The organism is Pseudomonas sp. M5A4_2d, assembly GCF_053345295.1.
Genome location: NZ_JBKEZW010000001.1, coordinates 1441865 through 1460809 on the forward strand (window position 1 = coordinate 1441865; position 18945 = coordinate 1460809).

The 18945-nt window shown below is 60.6% G+C and carries 19 protein-coding genes and 1 pseudogene; 13 read left to right on the plus strand and 7 right to left on the minus strand.

Features of this window, described 5'->3' with window-relative positions; translation table 11 throughout:
• Positions 1-57: 57 nt before the first annotated feature.
• Together ACLBW8_RS06785 and ACLBW8_RS06790 are read left to right on the plus strand one after the other, a co-directional pair.
• Entirely contained in the window at positions 58-1434 is a 1377-nt protein-coding gene (locus ACLBW8_RS06785) for a pyridoxal-phosphate dependent enzyme (protein WP_064452621.1), read from the plus strand.
• On the plus strand, positions 1431-2597 hold the full coding sequence (locus tag ACLBW8_RS06790; protein WP_064452622.1) for a cystathionine gamma-synthase: 1167 nt from the start codon (positions 1431-1433) through the stop codon (positions 2595-2597). The genes ACLBW8_RS06785 and ACLBW8_RS06790 overlap by 4 nt, the downstream gene beginning before the upstream one ends.
• 964 nt (positions 2598-3561) lie before the next feature.
• On the opposite strand, the gene ACLBW8_RS06795 is transcribed toward ACLBW8_RS06790, so the two are convergent.
• Complete coding sequence (locus tag ACLBW8_RS06795) at positions 3562-5760, minus strand: OsmC domain/YcaO domain-containing protein (protein ID WP_447804982.1); 2199 nt, start codon at positions 5758-5760, stop codon at positions 3562-3564.
• A gap of 135 nt (positions 5761-5895) precedes the next feature.
• Between ACLBW8_RS06795 and ACLBW8_RS06800 the strand changes: the two genes are divergently transcribed.
• Positions 5896-6516 carry a LysE family translocator gene (locus ACLBW8_RS06800; RefSeq protein ID WP_432751827.1) on the plus strand — a complete coding sequence of 207 codons (621 nt, stop codon included), beginning with the start codon at positions 5896-5898 and terminating at the stop codon, positions 6514-6516.
• Between the two features lie 13 nt (positions 6517-6529).
• Here the strand turns inward: ACLBW8_RS06800 and ACLBW8_RS06805 are convergent, their stop codons facing one another.
• A complete protein-coding gene (locus ACLBW8_RS06805; RefSeq protein ID WP_064452625.1) occupies positions 6530-7186 on the minus strand; it encodes an O-methyltransferase in 657 nt (218 codons plus the stop codon).
• Positions 7187-7297: 111 nt separating this feature from the next.
• Here ACLBW8_RS06805 and ACLBW8_RS06810 point away from each other — a divergent pair, with 111 nt between their 5' ends.
• The 5 genes from ACLBW8_RS06810 to ACLBW8_RS06830 all read left to right on the plus strand — a co-directional run bounded on the left by ACLBW8_RS06810 (position 7298) and on the right by ACLBW8_RS06830 (position 11034).
• Entirely contained in the window at positions 7298-7930 is a 633-nt protein-coding gene (locus ACLBW8_RS06810) for a TetR family transcriptional regulator (RefSeq protein ID WP_447804983.1), read from the plus strand.
• Positions 7931-7958: 28 nt separating this feature from the next.
• The gene (locus tag ACLBW8_RS06815) at positions 7959-8765 is read left to right on the plus strand and encodes a suppressor of fused domain protein (RefSeq protein ID WP_407016884.1); all 807 of its coding nucleotides are present in this window, start codon (positions 7959-7961) and stop codon (positions 8763-8765) included.
• Positions 8766-8866: 101 nt separating this feature from the next.
• Entirely contained in the window at positions 8867-9022 is a 156-nt protein-coding gene (locus ACLBW8_RS06820) for a hypothetical protein (RefSeq protein WP_447804984.1), read from the plus strand.
• 50 nt (positions 9023-9072) lie between these two features.
• A complete protein-coding gene (locus tag ACLBW8_RS06825; protein ID WP_447804985.1) occupies positions 9073-10386 on the plus strand; it encodes an NAD(P)/FAD-dependent oxidoreductase in 1314 nt (437 codons plus the stop codon).
• A gap of 69 nt (positions 10387-10455) precedes the next feature.
• Positions 10456-11034 (plus strand): cysteine hydrolase family protein, encoded by a 579-nt coding sequence (locus tag ACLBW8_RS06830; RefSeq protein WP_447804986.1) that lies wholly within the window; start codon positions 10456-10458, stop codon positions 11032-11034.
• Between the two features lie 43 nt (positions 11035-11077).
• Here the strand turns inward: ACLBW8_RS06830 and ACLBW8_RS06835 are convergent, their stop codons facing one another.
• The 3 genes from ACLBW8_RS06835 to ACLBW8_RS06845 are packed head-to-tail and all read right to left on the minus strand — an operon-like array spanning position 11078 to position 12424.
• Positions 11078-11527 carry an NUDIX hydrolase gene (locus ACLBW8_RS06835; protein ID WP_447804987.1) on the minus strand — a complete coding sequence of 150 codons (450 nt, stop codon included), beginning with the start codon at positions 11525-11527 and terminating at the stop codon, positions 11078-11080.
• Positions 11520-11975 carry a bleomycin resistance protein gene (locus tag ACLBW8_RS06840; RefSeq protein WP_447804988.1) on the minus strand — a complete coding sequence of 152 codons (456 nt, stop codon included), beginning with the start codon at positions 11973-11975 and terminating at the stop codon, positions 11520-11522. The genes ACLBW8_RS06835 and ACLBW8_RS06840 overlap by 8 nt, the downstream gene beginning before the upstream one ends.
• Before the next feature lie 20 nt (positions 11976-11995).
• Positions 11996-12424 carry an HIT family protein gene (locus ACLBW8_RS06845; protein ID WP_447804989.1) on the minus strand — a complete coding sequence of 143 codons (429 nt, stop codon included), beginning with the start codon at positions 12422-12424 and terminating at the stop codon, positions 11996-11998.
• A 303-nt stretch (positions 12425-12727) separates the two neighbouring features.
• Here ACLBW8_RS06845 and ACLBW8_RS06850 point away from each other — a divergent pair.
• Positions 12728-13813, plus strand: a pseudogene (locus ACLBW8_RS06850) (cache domain-containing protein); the annotation flags it as partial.
• Between the two features lie 87 nt (positions 13814-13900).
• The gene (locus tag ACLBW8_RS06855; RefSeq protein ID WP_420492097.1) at positions 13901-14668 is read left to right on the plus strand and encodes a methyl-accepting chemotaxis protein; all 768 of its coding nucleotides are present in this window, start codon (positions 13901-13903) and stop codon (positions 14666-14668) included.
• A gap of 79 nt (positions 14669-14747) precedes the next feature.
• Here ACLBW8_RS06855 and ACLBW8_RS06860 read toward each other — a convergent pair whose 3' ends face one another.
• Positions 14748-15518: a nucleotidyltransferase domain-containing protein gene (locus ACLBW8_RS06860; RefSeq protein ID WP_447804990.1), complete on the minus strand. Its 771-nt coding sequence runs from the start codon at positions 15516-15518 to the stop codon at positions 14748-14750.
• On the minus strand, positions 15515-15994 hold the full coding sequence (locus tag ACLBW8_RS06865) for an AAA family ATPase (RefSeq protein WP_064452633.1): 480 nt from the start codon (positions 15992-15994) through the stop codon (positions 15515-15517). Before ACLBW8_RS06865 ends, ACLBW8_RS06860 begins: the two co-directional genes overlap by 4 nt.
• 252 nt (positions 15995-16246) lie before the next feature.
• Between ACLBW8_RS06865 and ACLBW8_RS06870 the strand changes: the two genes are divergently transcribed.
• The 3 genes from ACLBW8_RS06870 to ACLBW8_RS06880 all read left to right on the plus strand — a co-directional run bounded on the left by ACLBW8_RS06870 (position 16247) and on the right by ACLBW8_RS06880 (position 18944).
• Positions 16247-16669 carry a DUF2231 domain-containing protein gene (locus ACLBW8_RS06870; protein WP_447805029.1) on the plus strand — a complete coding sequence of 141 codons (423 nt, stop codon included), beginning with the start codon at positions 16247-16249 and terminating at the stop codon, positions 16667-16669.
• Positions 16666-17958 carry a PQQ-dependent sugar dehydrogenase gene (locus ACLBW8_RS06875; protein ID WP_447804991.1) on the plus strand — a complete coding sequence of 431 codons (1293 nt, stop codon included), beginning with the start codon at positions 16666-16668 and terminating at the stop codon, positions 17956-17958. The genes ACLBW8_RS06870 and ACLBW8_RS06875 overlap by 4 nt, the downstream gene beginning before the upstream one ends.
• 68 nt (positions 17959-18026) lie before the next feature.
• Positions 18027-18944 (plus strand): bifunctional helix-turn-helix transcriptional regulator/GNAT family N-acetyltransferase, encoded by a 918-nt coding sequence (locus ACLBW8_RS06880; RefSeq protein ID WP_447804992.1) that lies wholly within the window; start codon positions 18027-18029, stop codon positions 18942-18944.
• Position 18945 lies beyond the last annotated feature (1 nt).

Consider the following 18945-nt stretch of genomic DNA (forward strand, 5'->3'; position numbering starts at 1 on the left):
ATGCTTTGCATTTTTGCTGTCCCCCTCCCTCCACGTAACCCGTGCCCAGGTGACGACATGCCCACGCTTTCCCGTCCCGCCGTACTCGAGCTGATCGGCAATACGCCGCTGGTCAAGGTCAGCCGTTTTGATACCGGCCTGTGCACGCTGTTTCTCAAACTCGAATCGCAAAACCCCGGCGGCTCGATCAAGGACCGTATCGGCCTGGCCATGATCGACGCCGCCGAGCGTGATGGTCGCCTGCGCCCGGGCGGCACCATCATTGAAGCCACCGCCGGCAACACCGGCCTGGGCCTGGCGCTGGTCGGCCGGGCCAAAGGCTACCGCGTGGTGCTGGTGGTGCCCGACAAGATGTCCACTGAAAAAGTGCTGCACTTGAAGGCCATGGGCGCCGAGGTGCATATCACCCGCTCCGACGTCGGCAAGGGCCATCCCGAGTATTACCAGGATGTCGCCGCGCGCCTGGCCAAGGACATTCCCGATTCATTCTTCGCAGACCAGTTCAACAACCCGGCCAACCCCCTCGCCCACGAAACCAGCACCGCCCCGGAGATCTGGGCGCAAACCCAGCATGATGTGGATGCGATTGTGGTGGGCGTCGGTTCAGCCGGCACGCTCACCGGCCTGACACGCTTCTTCAAGCGGGTGCAACCGGACCTGGCCATGGTGCTGGCCGACCCGGTGGGCTCGGTGATGGCCGAATACAGCCGCAGCGGCCAGTTGGAGACGCCGGGGTCGTGGGCGGTGGAAGGCATCGGCGAAGACTTCATTCCGTCGATTGCCGACCTCTCCAGCGTGCGTCACGCCTACTCCATCAGCGATGAAGAAAGCTTCGACCACGCCCGCCAGCTACTCAAGGCCGAAGGTATCCTGGGCGGCTCATCCACCGGCACCCTGCTGGCCGCCGCCCTGCGCTACTGCCGCGAACAAACCGAACCGAAACGGGTGGTCACCTTCGTCTGCGACACGGGGACGCGCTACTTGTCGAAGGTTTACAACGACCAATGGATGAAGGACGCGGGCCTGCTGCAATACAAACACTACGGCGACTTGCGCGACCTGATTGCGCGCCGTTTTGAAGACGGCCGAGTCATCAGCGTCAGCCCCGACGACACCTTGCTCACCGCCTTCCAGCGCATGCGCCTGGCGGACGTTTCACAACTGCCGGTGCTGGTGGACGGCCAGGCGCTGGTGGGGGTGATCGATGAATCCGACATTCTGCTGGGCCTGCACAATGACGCCGCGGACTTCTCCATGACCGTCGCCAGTGCCATGACCGATACCGTGCAAACCCTCGCCCCCGGCGCCAGCCTGGCCCAATTGCAGGCGGAACTGGATCGGGGCCTGGTCGCCATCATCGCCGACGCGGCGGGCTTCCACGGCCTGATAACCCGCGTCGACTTGCTCAATCACCTACGGAGATCCCTTGCATGAGTCAGCCCGATAAAAGCGCCTTTGCCACCCGCGTGATCCACGCCGGGCAATCACCCGACCCGACCACGGGAGCGCTGATGCCGCCGATCTATGCCAACTCCACCTACCTGCAAGACAGCCCCGGCGTGCACAAAGGCTTTGATTACGGTCGCTCGCACAACCCAACGCGTTTTGCCCTGGAGCGTTGCGTCGCCGACCTTGAGGGCGGCAGCCAGGCGTTTGCCTTTGCATCCGGGCTGGCCGCGATCTCCACCGTGCTGGAACTGCTGGATGCCGGTGCGCATGTGGTCTCCGGCAACGACCTGTACGGTGGCACCTTCCGCCTGTTCGACAAGGTGCGCCAACGCAGTGCCGGGCACCGTTTCAGCTTTGTCGACCTGACTGACCTGGCCGCGTTTGAAGCGTCGTTGCAGGACGACACGCGCATGGTCTGGGTCGAGACCCCGAGCAACCCGCTGCTGAGCCTCACCGACCTCAGCGCCATCGCGCGCATCTGCCGTGACCGTGGCATCCTCTGCGTGGCTGACAACACGTTCGCCAGCCCGTGGATTCAACGGCCGCTGGAGTTGGGTGTCGACATCGTGGTGCACTCCACCACCAAATACCTCAACGGCCACTCCGACGTGATCGGCGGCATCGCCATCGTCGGCCACAACCCGGACCTGGCCGAGCGCCTGGGTTTCCTGCAAAACTCGGTCGGCGCCATCGCTGGCCCGTTCGATGCCTTTTTGACCCTGCGCGGCGTGAAAACCCTGGCGCTGCGCATGGAGCGCCATTGCAGCAACGCCCTGGACCTGGCGACCTGGCTGGAACAACAGCCGCAAGTGTCACGGGTTTACTACCCGGGCCTGGCGTCGCACCCGCAACACGCGCTGGCGCGTCGGCAAATGCGCGGGTTTGGTGGGATGATTTCAGTGGACTTGAACACTGACCTGGCTGGCGCTACGCGCTTTCTGGAGAACGTCAAGATCTTCGCCCTGGCCGAGAGCCTGGGCGGTGTGGAAAGCCTGATCGAACACCCGGCGATCATGACCCATGCCAGCATCCCGGCGGCGACGCGGGCGCAATTGGGCATTGGTGATGGGTTGGTACGGTTGTCGGTGGGGGTTGAGGACGTGGAGGATCTAAGGGCAGACCTGGCCCAGGCGTTGGCACTTATCTAACCCAATCGCCCAACAATGAATTACCCCTGTGAGAGCGGGCTTGCTCGCGAAAGCGCAGTGTCAGTCAACTGATGTATCAACTGACCCAACGCCTTCGCGAGCAAGCCCGCTCCCACAGTTGGTTTAGCGTCAGGCTGAAGTGATGTGGGCATGCGCCGATTTGGCGTTGCCGCTGATCCAACGGCAAAACCCGGTCAAATGTGGGAGCTGGCTTGCCTGCGATGGCATCACCTCGGCGCAGCTGATAAACCGAGGCGTCTGCATCGCAGGCAAGCCAGCTCCCACAGGGGTAGGCGCCAAGCTGAAGTGATGGTGGCAACTGCCGATTTGGCATTGCCGCTGATCCAACGGCAAAACCCGGTCAAATGTGGGAGCTGGCTTGCCTGCGATGGCATCACCTCGGTGCAGCTGATAAACCGAGATGTCTGCATCGCAGGCAAGCCAGCTCCCACAGGGGTACGCGTCAAGCTGAAGTGATGGTGGCAACTGCCGATTTGGCATTGCCGCTGATCCAACGGCAACACTCGGTCAAATGTGGGAGCTGGCTTGCCTGCGATAGCATCACCTCGGTGCAACTGATAAACCGAGGTGTCTGCATCGCAGGCAAGCCAGCTCCCACAGGGATAGGCGTCAAGCTGAGGTGATATTGCCAGGTGCCGATTTGGCGTTGCCGCTAATCCAACAACAACACTCGGTCAAATGTGGGAGCTGGCTTGCCTGCGATGGCATCACCTCAGTGCAACTGATAAACCGAGGCGTCTGCATCGCAGGCAAGCCAGCTCCCACAGGGGTACGCGTCAAGCTGAAGTGATGGAGGCAACTGCCGATTTGGCGTTGCCGCTAATCCAACAACAACACTCGGTCAAATGTGGGAGCTGGCTTGCCTGCGATAGCATCACCTCGGTGCAGCTGATAAACCGAGGCGTCTGCATCGTAGGCAAGCCAGCTCCCACAGGGATCGGCATCAGGCTGAGGTGATATTGGCCCGCGCCGAGTGCAGTTTTTTGTAGCTCTCGATCAAACGCAAATGCCGGTCCAACCCTTCCAGCTTCAGGCTGGTCGGCGTCAAGCCATGGAACCGCACCGTGCCATTCACCGAGCCGATCACCGCATCCATCCGCTCGTTACCAAACATCCGGCGGAAGTTGGCCTCGTAGTCCGCCAGTTCCAGGTCCTCGTCCAGGTGCATCTCCAGCACTGCATTCACCGCCTGATAGAACAGGCCGCGATCGGCGGTGTTGTCGTTGTACTGCAGGAACATTTCCACGCACTCTTTCGCCTCTTCATATTGCTGCAAGGCGAGATAGATCAGCAGCTTCAGCTCCAGGATCGTCAGTTGACCCCACGCGGTGTTGTCGTCGAACTCGATGCCGATCAAGGTGGTGATATCGGTGTAGTCGTCCAGCTCGCTTTCCACCAGGCGCTCGACCAGTGCCTTCAGTTCGTCATCGCCCAGGCTGTGCAGGTTGAGGATATCGGCGCGGAAAAACAGGGCCTTGTTGGTGTTGTCCCAGATCAGGTCATCCACCGGGTAAATTTCCGAGTAGTCCGGCACCAGGATGCGGCAGGCGGTGGCGCCAAGGTGTTCGTACACGGCCATGTAGGACTCTTTGCCCATGCCTTCGAGAATACCGAACAGGGTCGCAGCTTCTTCGGCATTCGAGTTCTCACCCTGGCCCGAGAAGTCCCACTCGACGAACTCATAATCGGACTGGGCACTGAAGAAGCGCCACGACACCACTCCGCTGGAGTCGATGAAGTGCTCGACGAAGTTGTTCGGCTCGGTGACCGCGTGGCCTTCAAAGGTCGGCTGCGGCAAGTCGTTCAAGCCTTCGAAGCTGCGCCCCTGGAGCAATTCGGTGAGGCTGCGCTCCAGCGCCACTTCCAGGCTCGGGTGCGCGCCAAACGAAGCGAACACGCCGCCGGTGCGCGGGTTCATCAGGGTCACGCACATCACCGGGAATTCACCGCCCAGGGACGCGTCCTTCACCAATACCGGGAAGCCCTGGGCTTCCAGGCCTTGAATACCGGCCAGAATTTCCGGGTACTTGGCCAGCACCTCGGCAGGCACGTCCGGCAGCGCGAATTCGCCTTCGATGATTTCGCGTTTTACTGCGCGTTCGAAAATTTCCGACAGGCACTGCACCTGGGCTTCGGCCAGGGTATTGCCCGCGCTCATGCCGTTGCTGAGGTAGAGGTTTTCGATCAGGTTAGACGGGAAGTACACCACCTCGCCATCGGACTGGCGTACAAACGGCAGCGATACAATGCCGCGCGCTTCATTGCCGGAGTTGGTGTCGAACAGGTGCGAGCCACGCAGTTCGCCGTCGCGGTTGTAGATCTTCAGGCAGTAGGCGTCGAGGATTTCCGTTGGCAGCTCATCCTTACGGCCCGGCTGGAACCAGCGCTCATCCGGGTAATGCACGAACGGCGCGCTGGCCAGTTCTTCACCCCAGAACTGATCGTTGTAGAAGAAGTTGCAATTGAGCCGCTCGATAAACTCACCCAACGCCGACGCCAGTGCGCCTTCCTTGGTCGCGCCCTTGCCGTTGGTAAAGCACATCGGCGAGTGCGCATCGCGGATATGCAACGACCACACGTTAGGCACGATGTTGCGCCACGAGGCGATTTCAATTTTCATGCCCAGGCCAGCCAGGATGCCGGACATGTTGGCGATGGTCTGCTCCAGCGGCAGGTCCTTGCCCGCAATGTAGGTGCCCGCCTCTGACGTCGAGCCGGGCATCAACAGCGCCTGGGCATCAGCGTCGAGGTTTTCCACCTCTTCAATGACAAATTCCGGCCCGGCCTGCACCACTTTCTTTACCGTGCAACGGTCGATGGAACGCAGGATGCCCTGGCGATCCTTGTCGGAGATATCCGCCGGCAACTCGACCTGAATCTTGAAGATCTGGTTGTAGCGGTTTTCCGGATCAACAATGTTGTTTTGCGACAGACGAATATTGTCCGTGGGGATATTGCGCGTTTCGCAGTACAGCTTCACAAAGTACGCCGCACACAACGCCGACGAAGCCAGGAAGTAATCGAACGGACCCGGGGCCGAACCGTCGCCTTTGTAGCGAATCGGCTGGTCGGCAATCACCGTGAAGTCATCGAACTTGGCTTCAAGCCGAAGGTTGTCGAGAAAGTTGACCTTAATTTCCATGCGGGCACACCAGAATAACGAGCTAAACAAATTGGCCGCTATTATGAGGATTTTCAGCGGGAAGTCTCAGGGTTTTCAGAATTGCCTGCCGATCGGTGCTAACGTCCAGCCACCTCTCGTTGAAGTCATCCGCCCATGTCCATCGCCGATAACCTCCTCGCCTTCACCTTCGCCGCCACCTTGCTCACGCTCACGCCCGGGCTTGATACCGCCCTGGTATTGCGCACCGCCACGGTAGAAGGCAAACGCCAGGCGCTGCATGCCACGCTGGGCATCAACGCCGGCTGTTTGTTGTGGGGCGCGGCCGTGGCCTTTGGGCTGGGCGCGTTGATCGCAGTGTCGGAGCTGGCGTTCAACCTGCTCAAGTATTGCGGCGCGGCTTACCTGGCGTGGTTGGGGCTCAACATGCTGCTGCGTCCGCGCCGTTCACTGTCACCCGCCGAGGCCGACGGCAAACCGGGCGGCAACTGGTTTTTGAAGGGTATGCTGGGCAATGTGTTGAACCCCAAGGTGGGGATTTTCTACGTGTCGTTCCTGCCGCAATTCATCCCCCAAGGGCATTCATTGATTGCCTGGACCTTCGGCCTGGTGAGCATTCACGTGGTGCTGGGCCTGGTGTGGTCGCTGGCGTTGATTGGGGCCACCCGCCCCCTGTCGGGTTTCCTGCGCCGGGAGAAGGTTATCCAGTGGATGGACCGCACCACTGGAATGGTCTTCGTGTTGTTTGCCGCGCGATTGGCTTTCAGCAAGCGCTGAGCGCGAGCGGCCGTTAGCGCAAGCGGATCGACAGTTCGATGTCATCGGCAAACGGCACCGACAAGTAGCCGTTCTGCGGCGAGCGTACATGGGCCAGGTATTCCGGGCAGTAGTCGGTGTTGTCGGCCACCACCAGCGCACCGGGCCGCAAGTGTTTTTCCACGCGGTTCAGTACCTCGCCATACAGCGCCTTGGCACCGTCCAGCAGCAGCAGGTCGACCACTTCGGGCAGATGCGTGGCCAACGTGACCAGCGCATCCCCTTCTCGGATTTCGATCAGATCACTCACGCCGCCTTCGATGAAATGCTGCCGCGCCAGGGCAATTTTAGACGGCTCGAACTCGCTGCCAATCAATACCCCACCGCCGTTGTCGCGCAGGGCTGCGGCCAGGAACAACGTGGACAGGCCGAACGAAGTGCCGAACTCGACGATGGCCTTTGCTTGAGTGCTGCGCGCCAGCAAATAGAGCAGATTGCCCGTGTCGCGGGAAACCGGCAGCCACAAATCCTTGAGCATCGTGTAGAGGGCCACGTAGTCGGTTTTGCTGTGCATCAGGCGGTCGCGCTCTTCGTCGCTGACGCTGTTCAGGCTCGGGCTGGTGGCAGCGCCCGCTTGTTGGTAGAGCCGTTCGATCAAGGGCGCCAAGGGCGCAGTAGTCAGGGTGGTCATGATGGATTTCCGTGTGGTCGGGACTAGAATGCGATTAATTCGTCGCATTAAAAGTATGCGAGTGATTCATCTCCTTCGCTATTCGCGTTCGCCCCGCGGCCGGAGCCCAGCATGACAACCCGCCAGACGCCCCGTATTTCCTCACGCAAACAGCCGCAGCAGGCGCGTTCCACCGAGCTGGTGGCGGCGATCCTCGAAGCGGCTATTCAGGTTTTGGCCAAGGAAGGTGCCACACGTTTCACCACCGCACGGGTGGCGGAAAAGGCCGGTGTGAGTGTCGGTTCGGTGTATCAATACTTCCCCAACAAGGCCGCGATCCTGTTTCGGCTGCAGAGCGATGAGTGGCAGCAGACCACGCAGATGCTGCGCGACATTCTCGACGAAACCGACGTGCCAGCGCTGACGCGCCTGCGCACCATGGTGCATGCCTTTATCCATTCTGAGTGCGAGGAAGCGCAGATGCGCGTGGCGTTGAACGACGCAGCGCCGCTGTATCGGGATGCGCCCGAAGCGCTGGAAGTACGCGCCGCGGGCCAGCAGGCCTTTGAGACCTTCATGCTGGAGTTGCTGCCGCAATTACCTGAGCCAACCCGCGCGCTGGCCTGCGACTTGATCCTGACCACGCTCAGTTCGGTGGGTAAGGATTTTTCCAGCAGCCCGCGTACCGCAGCAGAAATAGCTATTTACGCCGATGGAATGGCTGATATGTTTCGCGCCTACGTGAACGCGCTCAATCATCTGTAATGCACTCATCTCCAGCAAAGGAATGCACATGAACTTCTTCAAGAAGTTGTTCGGCGCTGCCAAAAAGCCCGAAGCCGAAGCGACCCTGTCGACGCCGGTTGACCCGGTTGAAACTCCAGCGGATGCCGCCAATATGGCAGCCCGCATTGCTAGCGAAGAATGCCTGGACCGGCATTGGCAGGCCGTGGGCACTGTGGAGCGCGACGTGCTGACGTACATGATCAGCCCAAGCTTTACCGGCGGTCCTCATTGGCCGTCCACCCGCCAGGCCTACCGCGTGGTGCGCCGTGACGGCTCCATCGTTCTCGCCACCGAGGGCCTGTCCGACCCGTTCGACGATGCCGAAGGGCTGGGTAATGGGTTCGAGATGGAGTTGTTCCTGGAAACCACAGATATACCCAACGATGCCCGTGGCGAGCTGGGTAATGTCGACCCTCTACGCCGCAGCTGGGCGTTCGAACTGCTCGAACACGTGGCCAAAACCGTGGCCAATGCAGGCGGCATCACGCATCAGTTGGACAACCATGGCGTACTGTCCCTGGAACTGCCGGGGTTCAGCCTGTCACACCAGATGAGCGAGCAAGTGCCTAAGCTGTTCGTCACTGAAGACGATGCCACCGGCGTATTGCTCGGTGGGCCGGAACCCGACTTCCCGACCCGCCTGGAAGACATGCCGCTATCGCCCGTACGGCTGGTACCCGTGGTATTGATCACCGCGTCGGAGCTGGAGTACGTGCGATCCGGTGGGCGCGCGGCGCGGGAAGATCTGGTGGAGCGGTTGAAGGCCGCAGGCGTAGGCCATACCAGCAGCCTGTATCGCGCAAGCGTGGTGTGAACATTCGTTGCGTCGACGCGTTGATTGTTTAACAAAGCCATAACTGAAGGTTCACAAACGACAATTGAACGCGCCTGCGCACGATGGGAGCATCGACGACCATGATTGCGCGCTTAAGCTTGATCCGTCGTCACCTGCTGCCTTCCTTCCCGAAGGTGCAGGCGCGTCCTTGCGAGAATCCTCTGTTCAATATCATCCTGGCCTTCTGGGCGCTGTGGCATTGCCGCCATGCGCGCCCGCCCGACACCCGCCTCTGATTCAAATCGAATACGCCTCGCCGGCATTCATTTATCAGAAGGATCACCCCATGACCGCAGCCATGCGCCCCGTCATCGGCGCTGCCCAGCGCAGTGCCTCGTATTACACCGCCAGCCTCAACGACACCACTCAATACCCGACCTTGCAAGGCCAGGTCAGCGTCGACGTGGTGATTATCGGCGGCGGCTTCACCGGTGTCGCCAGCGCTGTGGAACTCGCCGAACGCGGGCTCAAAGTCGCGATTGTCGACACCCACCGTATCGGCTGGGGCGCCAGTGGGCGTAATGGCGGGCAAGTCACCGGCAGCCTGTCGGGCGACGAAGCCATGCGCGAACAAATGCGCAAGCGCCTGGGCGATGAGGTCGACGATTTCATCTGGCACCTGCGCTGGCGCGGCCATGAAATCATCGAGCAACGGGTCAACAAATACGCCATTGCCTGCGACCTCAAGCACGGCCACCTGCATGCCGCGATGAAACCCGCGCACTTGACCGAACTGCGCGCCTTTCACGATGAAGCACAACGGCGCGGCATGGGCGAGCACGTCAGCCTGCTCGATGAGACTGCGGTGCGACAGCACCTGGACAGCACGCTGTACCTGGGCGCGCTGAAAAACACACGCAACCTGCACCTGCACCCGCTCAACCTGTGCCTGGGTGAAGCACGTGCGGCACAGAGCCTGGGTGCGTTGATTTTCGAGAACTCCGAGGTACTGCAAATCGTGCATGGCGACCGCCCCGCCGTGATAACGGCGCAAGGCCGAATCGACGCGCGCCAAGTGCTGCTGGCCGGCGATGTGTACCACCAACTTGAACCCAGGCAACTCAAGGGCAAGATATTCCCGGCGATGGGCGGGATTGTCACCACGGCGCCACTGGGCGAACTGGCGCGCCAGATCAACCCGCAGGATTTGGCGGTGTACGACTGCCGGTTTGTCCTCGATTACTACCGCCTGACGGGTGATGGGCGATTGTTATTCGGTGGCGGCGCCAATTATTCCGGGCGAGACTCACGCGACATCGCAGCGGAGTTGCGCCCGTGCATCGAGCGCACGTTCCCGGCGCTCAAAGGCGTGGACATCGAATTCCAGTGGAGCTGCGCCATGGGCATTGTGATGAATCGCATCCCGCAGTTGGGCAAACTCTCCGACAACGTCTGGTACTGCCAGGGCTACTCCGGACATGGCATCGCCACCAGCCACATCATGGGCGAGATCATGGCTGAAGCGCTGACCGGCACACTGTCAGCGTTCGACACCTTTGCCGGGTGCAAGCACATCAAGGTGCCGCTGGGCGATGTGTTCGGCAACCCGATGCTGGCGGTGGGCATGTGGTACTACCAGATGCTGGAAAAGCTGCGCTGACACACGGCGCATTCCATGGCACCGGCATTCGCTGCTATGTTTCGCTCCTCGCCAGCGAAGGGATGTGCCATGGATCCGCTAGACATAAACGCCGCATTGATCATCATCGACATGCAACAGGGCATGAACGATCCCAAGCTGGGCCGACGCAATAATCCGCAGGCCGAGTTGCAGATTCAGCACCTGCTCCACGCGTGGAGGCAGGCGCAACGCCCCATCGTCCATGTCCGGCATATGTCTCGCACCCCGGGCTCGGTCTTTTGGCCCGGCCAGCCGGGCTGCGAGTTCCAGCCCGCACTCGCACCGCTCCAGCATGAGCATGTGCTGGAAAAAAACGTTCCGGATGCGTTCACCGCCACAGGCCTGGAGCGCTGGCTGCATGTGCGTTCGATCAAGCAATTGGTGGTCGCTGGGATAATCACCAATAACTCTGTCGAGTCTACGGCACGCTCCGGCGGCAACCTGGGCTTTGAGGTGATAGTCGCGGCAGATGCCTGCTATACCTTTGATCAAACCGATTTGTCCGGCCGCCTTTGGCCCGCTGAGGACGTGCATGCGCTGTCGCTGAGTAACCTGGCGATGGACTACGCCACGGTCATCGAGACACGCGACCTGTTGGCCCGCTGTCAAGCCGGGAGAGGGAAATGAGTAAGGGCGCTGGCAAGCGAAGCGTCGTTTGAGTGCCCAACGCTTAGAACACGCCTGCGTTCACCAGCATGTCGACAAGTGCCTCCGGCCATACCGTATCCGCCATCGATAGCAACTCGTCAGCGGACCACCAGTGATGATCCGCCATGACCTGGGCTTCCTGCACCGTCCATTCGTCTCGGGAAAGGACTTCGTTTTGCGCATGAACAACAAAATACTGCTCAATGGCTAACACGGTTTCGCCACTGGGTAACATCAGCGAAAACCGGCGGTCTGCCACCGGCGCTTGCACAGCGCCGACCACAATGCCGGTCTCTTCACGCAACTCGCGGAGTGCAGCCGCCTGGAAGGTCTCTCCCTCCTCAACGCCGCCGCCGGGTGTAGCCCAGTAATTTCTGCCGGCCAGCGCCCCCTCTTTATGCACGAACCTGAAAAGAAGCACCTTTCGCGAAGGGCTGATAACCAGCAGCCGAGCGGCTTTTCGCTCACGCATGGGACGTGATTCCATCTTCAAAAACCATACATACGCGTTCGCCAAGCCGCTCGACCAGTCTCACCAAATAGCCGTCCGGGTCCTGCACCAGAAACTCACGCTGCCCAACCTCGACCTCGCCCGCCCGGTACCACACGTCCTGGCTGGCCTTGAACAAGGGATAGGCAGCCGTCTCCAGTCGTTGAATAACCGGGCGTACCGCCGCGACGTCAATCTGCAGATTGATACCGCGTCCAAACGGGCGATCCAACGCAGCGGTCAGCCATTGATTGGCCTGGGGGTCGACTTGCTCAAGCATCACCTGGGCGCCGTCCAGGTCAAGGTAGGCAAAGCCGTCTTCCAGACGTTGGTAGGCAACCTTGAACCCCAGGCACGTCCCCCAGAACGCCAGGCTCTTGTTCAGATCGGTCACCATCAACTCCGGGACCAGTTTATTTCTCTTCATCATGGACCTGCTTCCATTGCGGGTTAACTCAGTCGCTGGGCAATCTTCCTGCGCAGCTCACCGTGCTGTTCTTCAGCGTAAGGCGTTGCGGTTTTCCAGTCATAGAACCAGACGGGCATCTTGCGCTTGTCGTCCGGCTCCGAGGCGTATCGAGGGAAAATATGGCTGTGTAACTCCGGCTCGGTATTTCCCAGGATCTCGTAGTTCATGCGCACTGCACCGGTGACGTGCAGTACGGCGTCGCCGATCCGGGCCATGTCGAGCAAGTACGTTGCCCTGGCCTGCTCGTCCAGATCATTCAAACTGGCAACTACAGGATCGGGCAACAGCAGGCAATAACCCGGCAGAAACTGCACGTCACCCATCACCGCCCAGCCCGACGCCATGCGGCAGATCACCTTATCGTTGGCACCGTTGCGGGCCAGTTCTACGCGTTGCGAAATCAGCGGCATGCCGTGTCCCCAATAGTGACGTCGATTCAGTCTCTTGCACCGCAATTCATCCGGAGTTTGCCCGCTGAGCTTACATGACCCAGGTATTGATAACCGGTGTTCCGGGCACATGCTGTTGCGCTCAAGCACGTCGAGACCACGCTGATCGACCTGCCGAATTTACACAACAAAAACAATTTTTGTTGTACACAAAATATCGCTAAAGATTTTCCGAGCACGAGCCGAAACAGCAGTGATAGCAAATCGCCGCTCCTGCCCCATGAGTTGACGGTTTGGCCGCCCTCCCCGCTGATGGTCGTCTCGATGAAAATAAAAAATAAGCTGGTGCTCGCGTTTGTATCCGTCGCTTTTATCCCGGTCAGCGTGGTCGCGGTGATCTCCGTGCTGAACACACGAACCCAGGCTGTCGAGCAGTTCATTGATGGCAGCACCCGCGAAATTCGCCAGATCGATGGCAACATCCGCCAGTTTTTCGATGGCACGATGCAGAACGTCGATCAAATGTCCGCCGATCCTGTATACACTTCCGTGAACACGCTAAAGGATTACCAACCCGCCAATGCTGCCAGCCAACCGATGCCGGCGCAGGCGCAACAGGTGATCGACCAGTTCGCCCGGTTCGGCGCCACGCACCCGTCGGCGGCGATTCTGTCGATTGGCCTGGAAGATGGCACCTACGCCAAATGGCCCGACGACCCGCAGTTGGCCAAGTACGACCCGCGCGCCCGTCCGTGGTACAAGGCCGCGATGGCCACCCCCGGCAAGACCGTGCGCACGCCCGCTTACTATTACGACAAAGACGACGTGGCCCTGGTCGGCACCGCGCGGGCGCTTCTGGACTCTGCCGGCAAAGCCAAAGGCGTGTTCGTGGTCAGCGTATCGTTAAAAAACCTCACCGAATTGCTCAAAAGCATCAAGCTCGGTGAAAGCGGCTATGTGATGTTGATCGAGGACGGCGTGGTGCTGGTCGACCCGCGTAACGCCGCGCACAACTTCAAGCCGCTCAAAGACCTCGGCGCGCCGTATGCACAGTTGGCCAATACGCCCCAGGGCTCGACCGAGGTGGTGATCGATGGCGTGCGCTACATGGCCAACGTGTGGACCTCGCCCGGCCTCGGCTGGCGTTATGTGGGGTTGATCGAATACAGCGAAGTGATGGCTGCAGCCACTCGCATGACCTACCTGACCACGGTGATCGTGGCGGTACTGGTGCTGATTTTCGGGTTGATCGCAGCGGCTTTTTCCAAGGTGATCGTCAAGCCGATCGGCCAGGTCAGTACCGGCTTGCAGTCCATCGCCCAGGGTGAAGGCGACTTGCGCCATGAGCTGCACGTACAAGGCAAGGATGAAACCGCCGAGCTGGCCGGCTGGTTCAACAAGTTTCTCGCCGCGATCCGCCAGTTGATTCAGCACATCGGCGCGGCCTCGACCAACTTGCAGGACGCGTCACGGGTCAACAGCCAGGTGGCGCACAACATGAACGAGGCTGCCGGGCGTCAGCGTGAGGCGGTGGAGCTGGTGTCCACCGCCTTCAACGAGATGGTCGCCACCGCCAACGAAGTGGCGCGTTCGTGCAGCGGCGCGGCGGAATCGGCCGAGAACGGCCATCGCCGCGTGGCCGAGGGCAAGCAGCAAATTGAAGTGACCACCGACAACGTCAATCGCCTGGGCCGGCGGTTGACCGAGTCGTCCCAGGCCATGGTCGAACTGGAAGCCGGCAGCCGCAGCATCAACCAGATCCTAGGCACCATTCGCGCCATCGCCGAACAAACCAACCTGCTGGCGCTTAACGCCGCCATCGAAGCCGCCCGGGCCGGCGATCAAGGCCGTGGGTTCGCCGTGGTGGCAGATGAAGTGCGGGCGCTGGCCAAACGCACGTCCGACTCTACCGGCGAGATCGAGCAACTGCTCGGCACCCTTGGCAGCAAGACCGAGGAAGTCACGCAGAAGATGAGCAGCTGCCTGGACCTGTCGCGCGCCAGCGTATCGTCCATCGAAAACGCGCGGGACAGTTTTGAGGGCATCCAATTGTCAGTGAATGAAATCCGCGACCAGAACCTGCAGATTTCCGCCGCCGCCGAGGAGCAACACAGCGTGGCCGAAGAAATCAACCGGCATATCCAGCAGATCTATGACGAGGCACGGCTGGTGGAAAGCCTGGCTAACTCCGCCCAGGACGATTCGGGGCAACTGGCCAAACTGTCGGAAGAGTTGAACGGCTTGGTGGGGCGTTTCAAGTCGTGACGTCGAAATACTCCCGTTGATCAAGGACGATCCATGTGCGTGGCGGTTGTAACCGGACGCTGAACGCCAACCAACCAACCTAAACCTGCTGTGAAACCATCCAGCTCACAAAGGCTTGCAGCCGCGTGTTAAAGGGCTCGCGCTCGGCACTTGGGTTGCGTGCCTCAAACAGAAAGTACGCAATCTGAATGCGCATCGTCGGGTAATGCTGCCCGAACAACGCAACATGCTCTTCCAGGGTGTGCGGCCAGCCTAATGCGCCATCGGCGCGCAACGTGTGAGTGGCCCGGATCACCCTGCGGGCCGCTTCTCGCTGCAAGCGAAGTCGCTCTGGCTCAGTACCGGCCTGCGTGATGCGTGTGAGATAAGCGCTCAACGCGTGTTCGAAGTCAGCATTCAAGGCCCGGGCGATTTCACGCGAAGGCCTGAATCGTTCGAAGTGCAGAGAGAGGTCATCGCCCCACACACAACGGCAATGATGCTTGAGCCAGAAGCCCCATTTATTGGTGTTTTCAGGCACGAACACGTCGGCGCGATAACCCAGGTCGAAGTCGATTTTGCTGACGACCGGATGTCGCTGCTCCAGCGCCTGGCGCAGCGCTTCCAACGACTCAAGTACCTGCGCATCAGGCTGGTCGCGGGTTACCAGTGTGAGGTCAAGGTCCGAATCACCCGGGCGGGCATCGCCCCTGGCCACACTGCCATAGACAAAAATAGCCTCCAGCCCCAACCCGGCCTGCGAAAGGGTCGCACACACATCCGTCAGCACGGGCTGGAATTCAGGCTGAAGGGCAGCATCGCCAACGGTTTGTACAAAGCCCTGCGCATCAACACCGTTCACCATGCTCATGGGCGATGCACCTCAATCACCAGGCCTTCCTCCTCACTCGGAGCACAGAAGTGGCGGGTGATCAGGTCAAACTCGGCATCGGTGGCGGCAAAATCATGCTCGCCCCGCGCATTGCGCGCATGCAGGCGAGCGCGGCAGGTGGCGTCATCCAGTTCAAGGTAATGCAGGCGATGGGGCACCTGCGCCGCCTGTGCCAGGCCGAGCAGCCACTCGCGATTGGCCAGAGTATTGGCGGGAAAATCCAGGACCACACTGACACCAGACTGCAACAGGTTAATCACCAGCGGGCCCAGTACACCGCGAACGCGCTGGGCACGGCTTACGTAATCGGTAATCGAGCGGACCTCACCGGGGTAAAGCTGTGCAAGCCAGTGGTCCTCGCTGAGCACGATGGCCGCGTGCTCGGCGGCGAGGGTTTTAGCCAGTGTGGATTTTCCGGAGGCGATCTTGCCGCAAAGCAGATGCAGGGTGGGCATGGGTCGGTTCCTTATGTCTGGCGCACAAGCATGGCATTTTTTCAGGCCGAACGACGTTGCCAGTGCTTATAAAATGCCAGCGGCGCCAGGTTCTTTTCCTAATGGCGTGGGTGGAATGACAAACGGGTAATGAGCCTGACCCGCGTGTTCATAATATCTCGACACGAAATAGGCTGAACTATCTGACGAACCCCAGGCTCCTTTCCTATGCGCTGCCCCAACCCCAGGGGCGTTGTACAACAAGGAGCCGCCATCACCATGACTACCCTTCCCGTCTACCGACACGCCCTCCCGGGCCCGCTGCACGCGACCCTGCTGGCCGGCACCGTGCCGTTGTTTCTAGGCGCCTTGCTCAGCGACATCACCTACACACAGACCTATCAGATTCAATGGGCCAACTTTGCCTCCTGGCTGATCGCCGGTGCGCTGGTGTTCTGTGGGTTCGCACTGTTGTTTGCACTGGTCAATCTGGTGCGTGCCGAGCGCAAGTCGGGTCAACCGGTTGTGTATGCCCTGCTGCTGTTGGCTACATGGGTGCTGGGCCTGGTCAATGCGTTCCAGCATGCCAAGGACGCCTACGCCGCCATGCCCGCCGGCCTGGTGTTGTCGGTGGTCGTCACCGTGCTGACGATTGCCGCGACCTGGACCGGACTGCGCACAGGAGCCACCAAATGAAAACCTCCCACACACTGACCTTACTCAGCGCTGCCCTGTTATTGACCGCCTGTGGCGGCGAAGGCGACAAGTCCCAGGCCCGCGGCCCCGATCCTAAATTGCCGGAACAGCAAAGCAGCCTGTTGCCGAGCATGAAAATCGCCGAGCCCACGCCGTGGGGCACGCAAAAACCCACGGTGCCCGAAGGCTACAGCGTCACCGCCATTGCCACCGACCTGGCCATCCCGCGGCAAACCCTGGTATTGCCCAACGGCGACATTCTGGTCGCCGAAGGCCGTGGCGGCAGCGCGGCCAAGCTCAAGCCCAAGGATGTGATCGCCAGTGTGATCAAGGCCCAGGGCAACACCAAGGTCAAGGGTGGCAACCGCCTGACCCTGCTGCGCGATGCCGATGGTGACGGTACTTATGAACTGAAGACGGTGTTCGCCGACAACCTCAACGCGCCCTACGGCCTGGCCTTCGCCGATGGCAAACTCTACGTGGCCAACCAGGACGCGCTGGTGCGCTTCGACTATGCCGAGGGCCAGACCAAGGCGAGTGGCCCGCCCACCAAAATCACCGACCTGCCGGCGCAGATCAACCACCACTGGACCAAATCCCTGGCCGTGAGTGCTGACGGGCGCCAGCTCTATGTGGGCATTGGCTCCAACAGCAATATCACCGAGCGCGGCATGGAAGTGGAAATCGACCGGGCGATGGTCTGGCAGATCGACGCCGCGACAGGCGCACACAAGCCCTACGCCACCGGCATCCGCAACCCGACCGCGCTGACCATTCAGCCCGGTTCCGGGCAATTATGGGCGGTGGTCAACGAACGCGATGAACTTGGCCCGGATCTCGTGCCGGACTACCTGACCTCCGTGCGTGAAGGCGCCTTCTACGGCTGGCCCTACAGCTACTGGGGCCAGAATGTGGACCCGCGTGCGCAACCGCAGAACCCGGCGAAAGTCGCCGCTGCGATCAAACCGGATTACAGCCTGGGTTCCCACGTAGCGGCACTCGGCGTGGATTTCTCCATTGCCGAAATGGGTGAGAAATTCGCCGAGGGTGTATTTGTCGGCGAACACGGCAGCTGGAACCGCGAGAACCCGGTGGGCTACAAGGTGATTTTCGTGCCGTTCAGCCATGGCAAACCCGCCGGCGAGCCGATTGATTTCGCCACCGGTTTCCGTGGTGATGACGGCAAGACGCGCGGGCGCCCCGTGGGCGTCACGGTAGACCCTAAAGGCGCACTGATCATCGCGGATGACTTGGCCAATACCGTTTGGCGGGTGACGCGGAACCGTTAAACAAAGCGTTTGACTTGGTTGCCTGAGGCAACAATATAATTGCCACAGGCAACCAACCGAGCATCCTCATGTCCGCGCCCCTTGTAGAACGCGCCGCGATCATTCGCGGTTTCAACCGTTTTTACACCCACCAGATCGGCGTGCTGCAGGAACACCTGCTGCAAAGCGACTTCTCGCTCACCGAAATCCGTGTGATGTACGAACTGTCCTCCCGTGGCGACCTGACCAGTGCCGACTTGTGCCAGATGCTTGGCCTGGACGCGGGCTACCTGAGTCGACTGATCAGCGGGTTCGAAAAGAAGGGCCTGATCCAGAAAGTCCGGTCCACCTCTGATGCGCGGGCCGTGCAACTGCACCTCAGCGACCTTGGCCGCGCGGTGCTGGCACCGCTGGAACACAAGACCCAGCAAGAAGTCATCGCCTTGCTCCAAGCCCTGCCCGAACCGCAACAACAGCAACTGACCGGCGCCATGCAGCGGATCCAGACGCTGCTGCAAGGCCGCACGCCGAGCTACCTGCTGCGCGATCCGCAACCGGGCGATATGGGCTTGGTGGTGCAACAGCAATCGGCGCTGTATGCGCGTGAGTACAGCTGGAATTGGGAGTTCGAGGCTTTGGTGGCGGAGATCGTCGCCAAATATCTGCGCGAATTTGACCCAACGTGCGAGCGCTGCTGGATCGTGGAAAAGGATGGCGAGGTGGTGGGTTCAGTCTTCGTGGTGCGCCATGACGAAACGACCGCCAAGCTGCGCATGCTCTACGTGGACGCCAGTGCGCGCGGCATGGGCATAGGTCAGCGCTTGGTGGACGAATGCCTGCGGTTTGCACGGCATGCCGGTTATAAAAGCATGCTGCTGTGGACGGTTGACGCGCTGACCGATGCACGCAAGCTGTATCAGAAAGCCGGGTTCAGCTTGGTTGAAGAAGAGGCCACGGTCAGTTTCGGCAAGTCGCTGGTGAGTGAAACCTGGGCCCGCGAGCTATAAG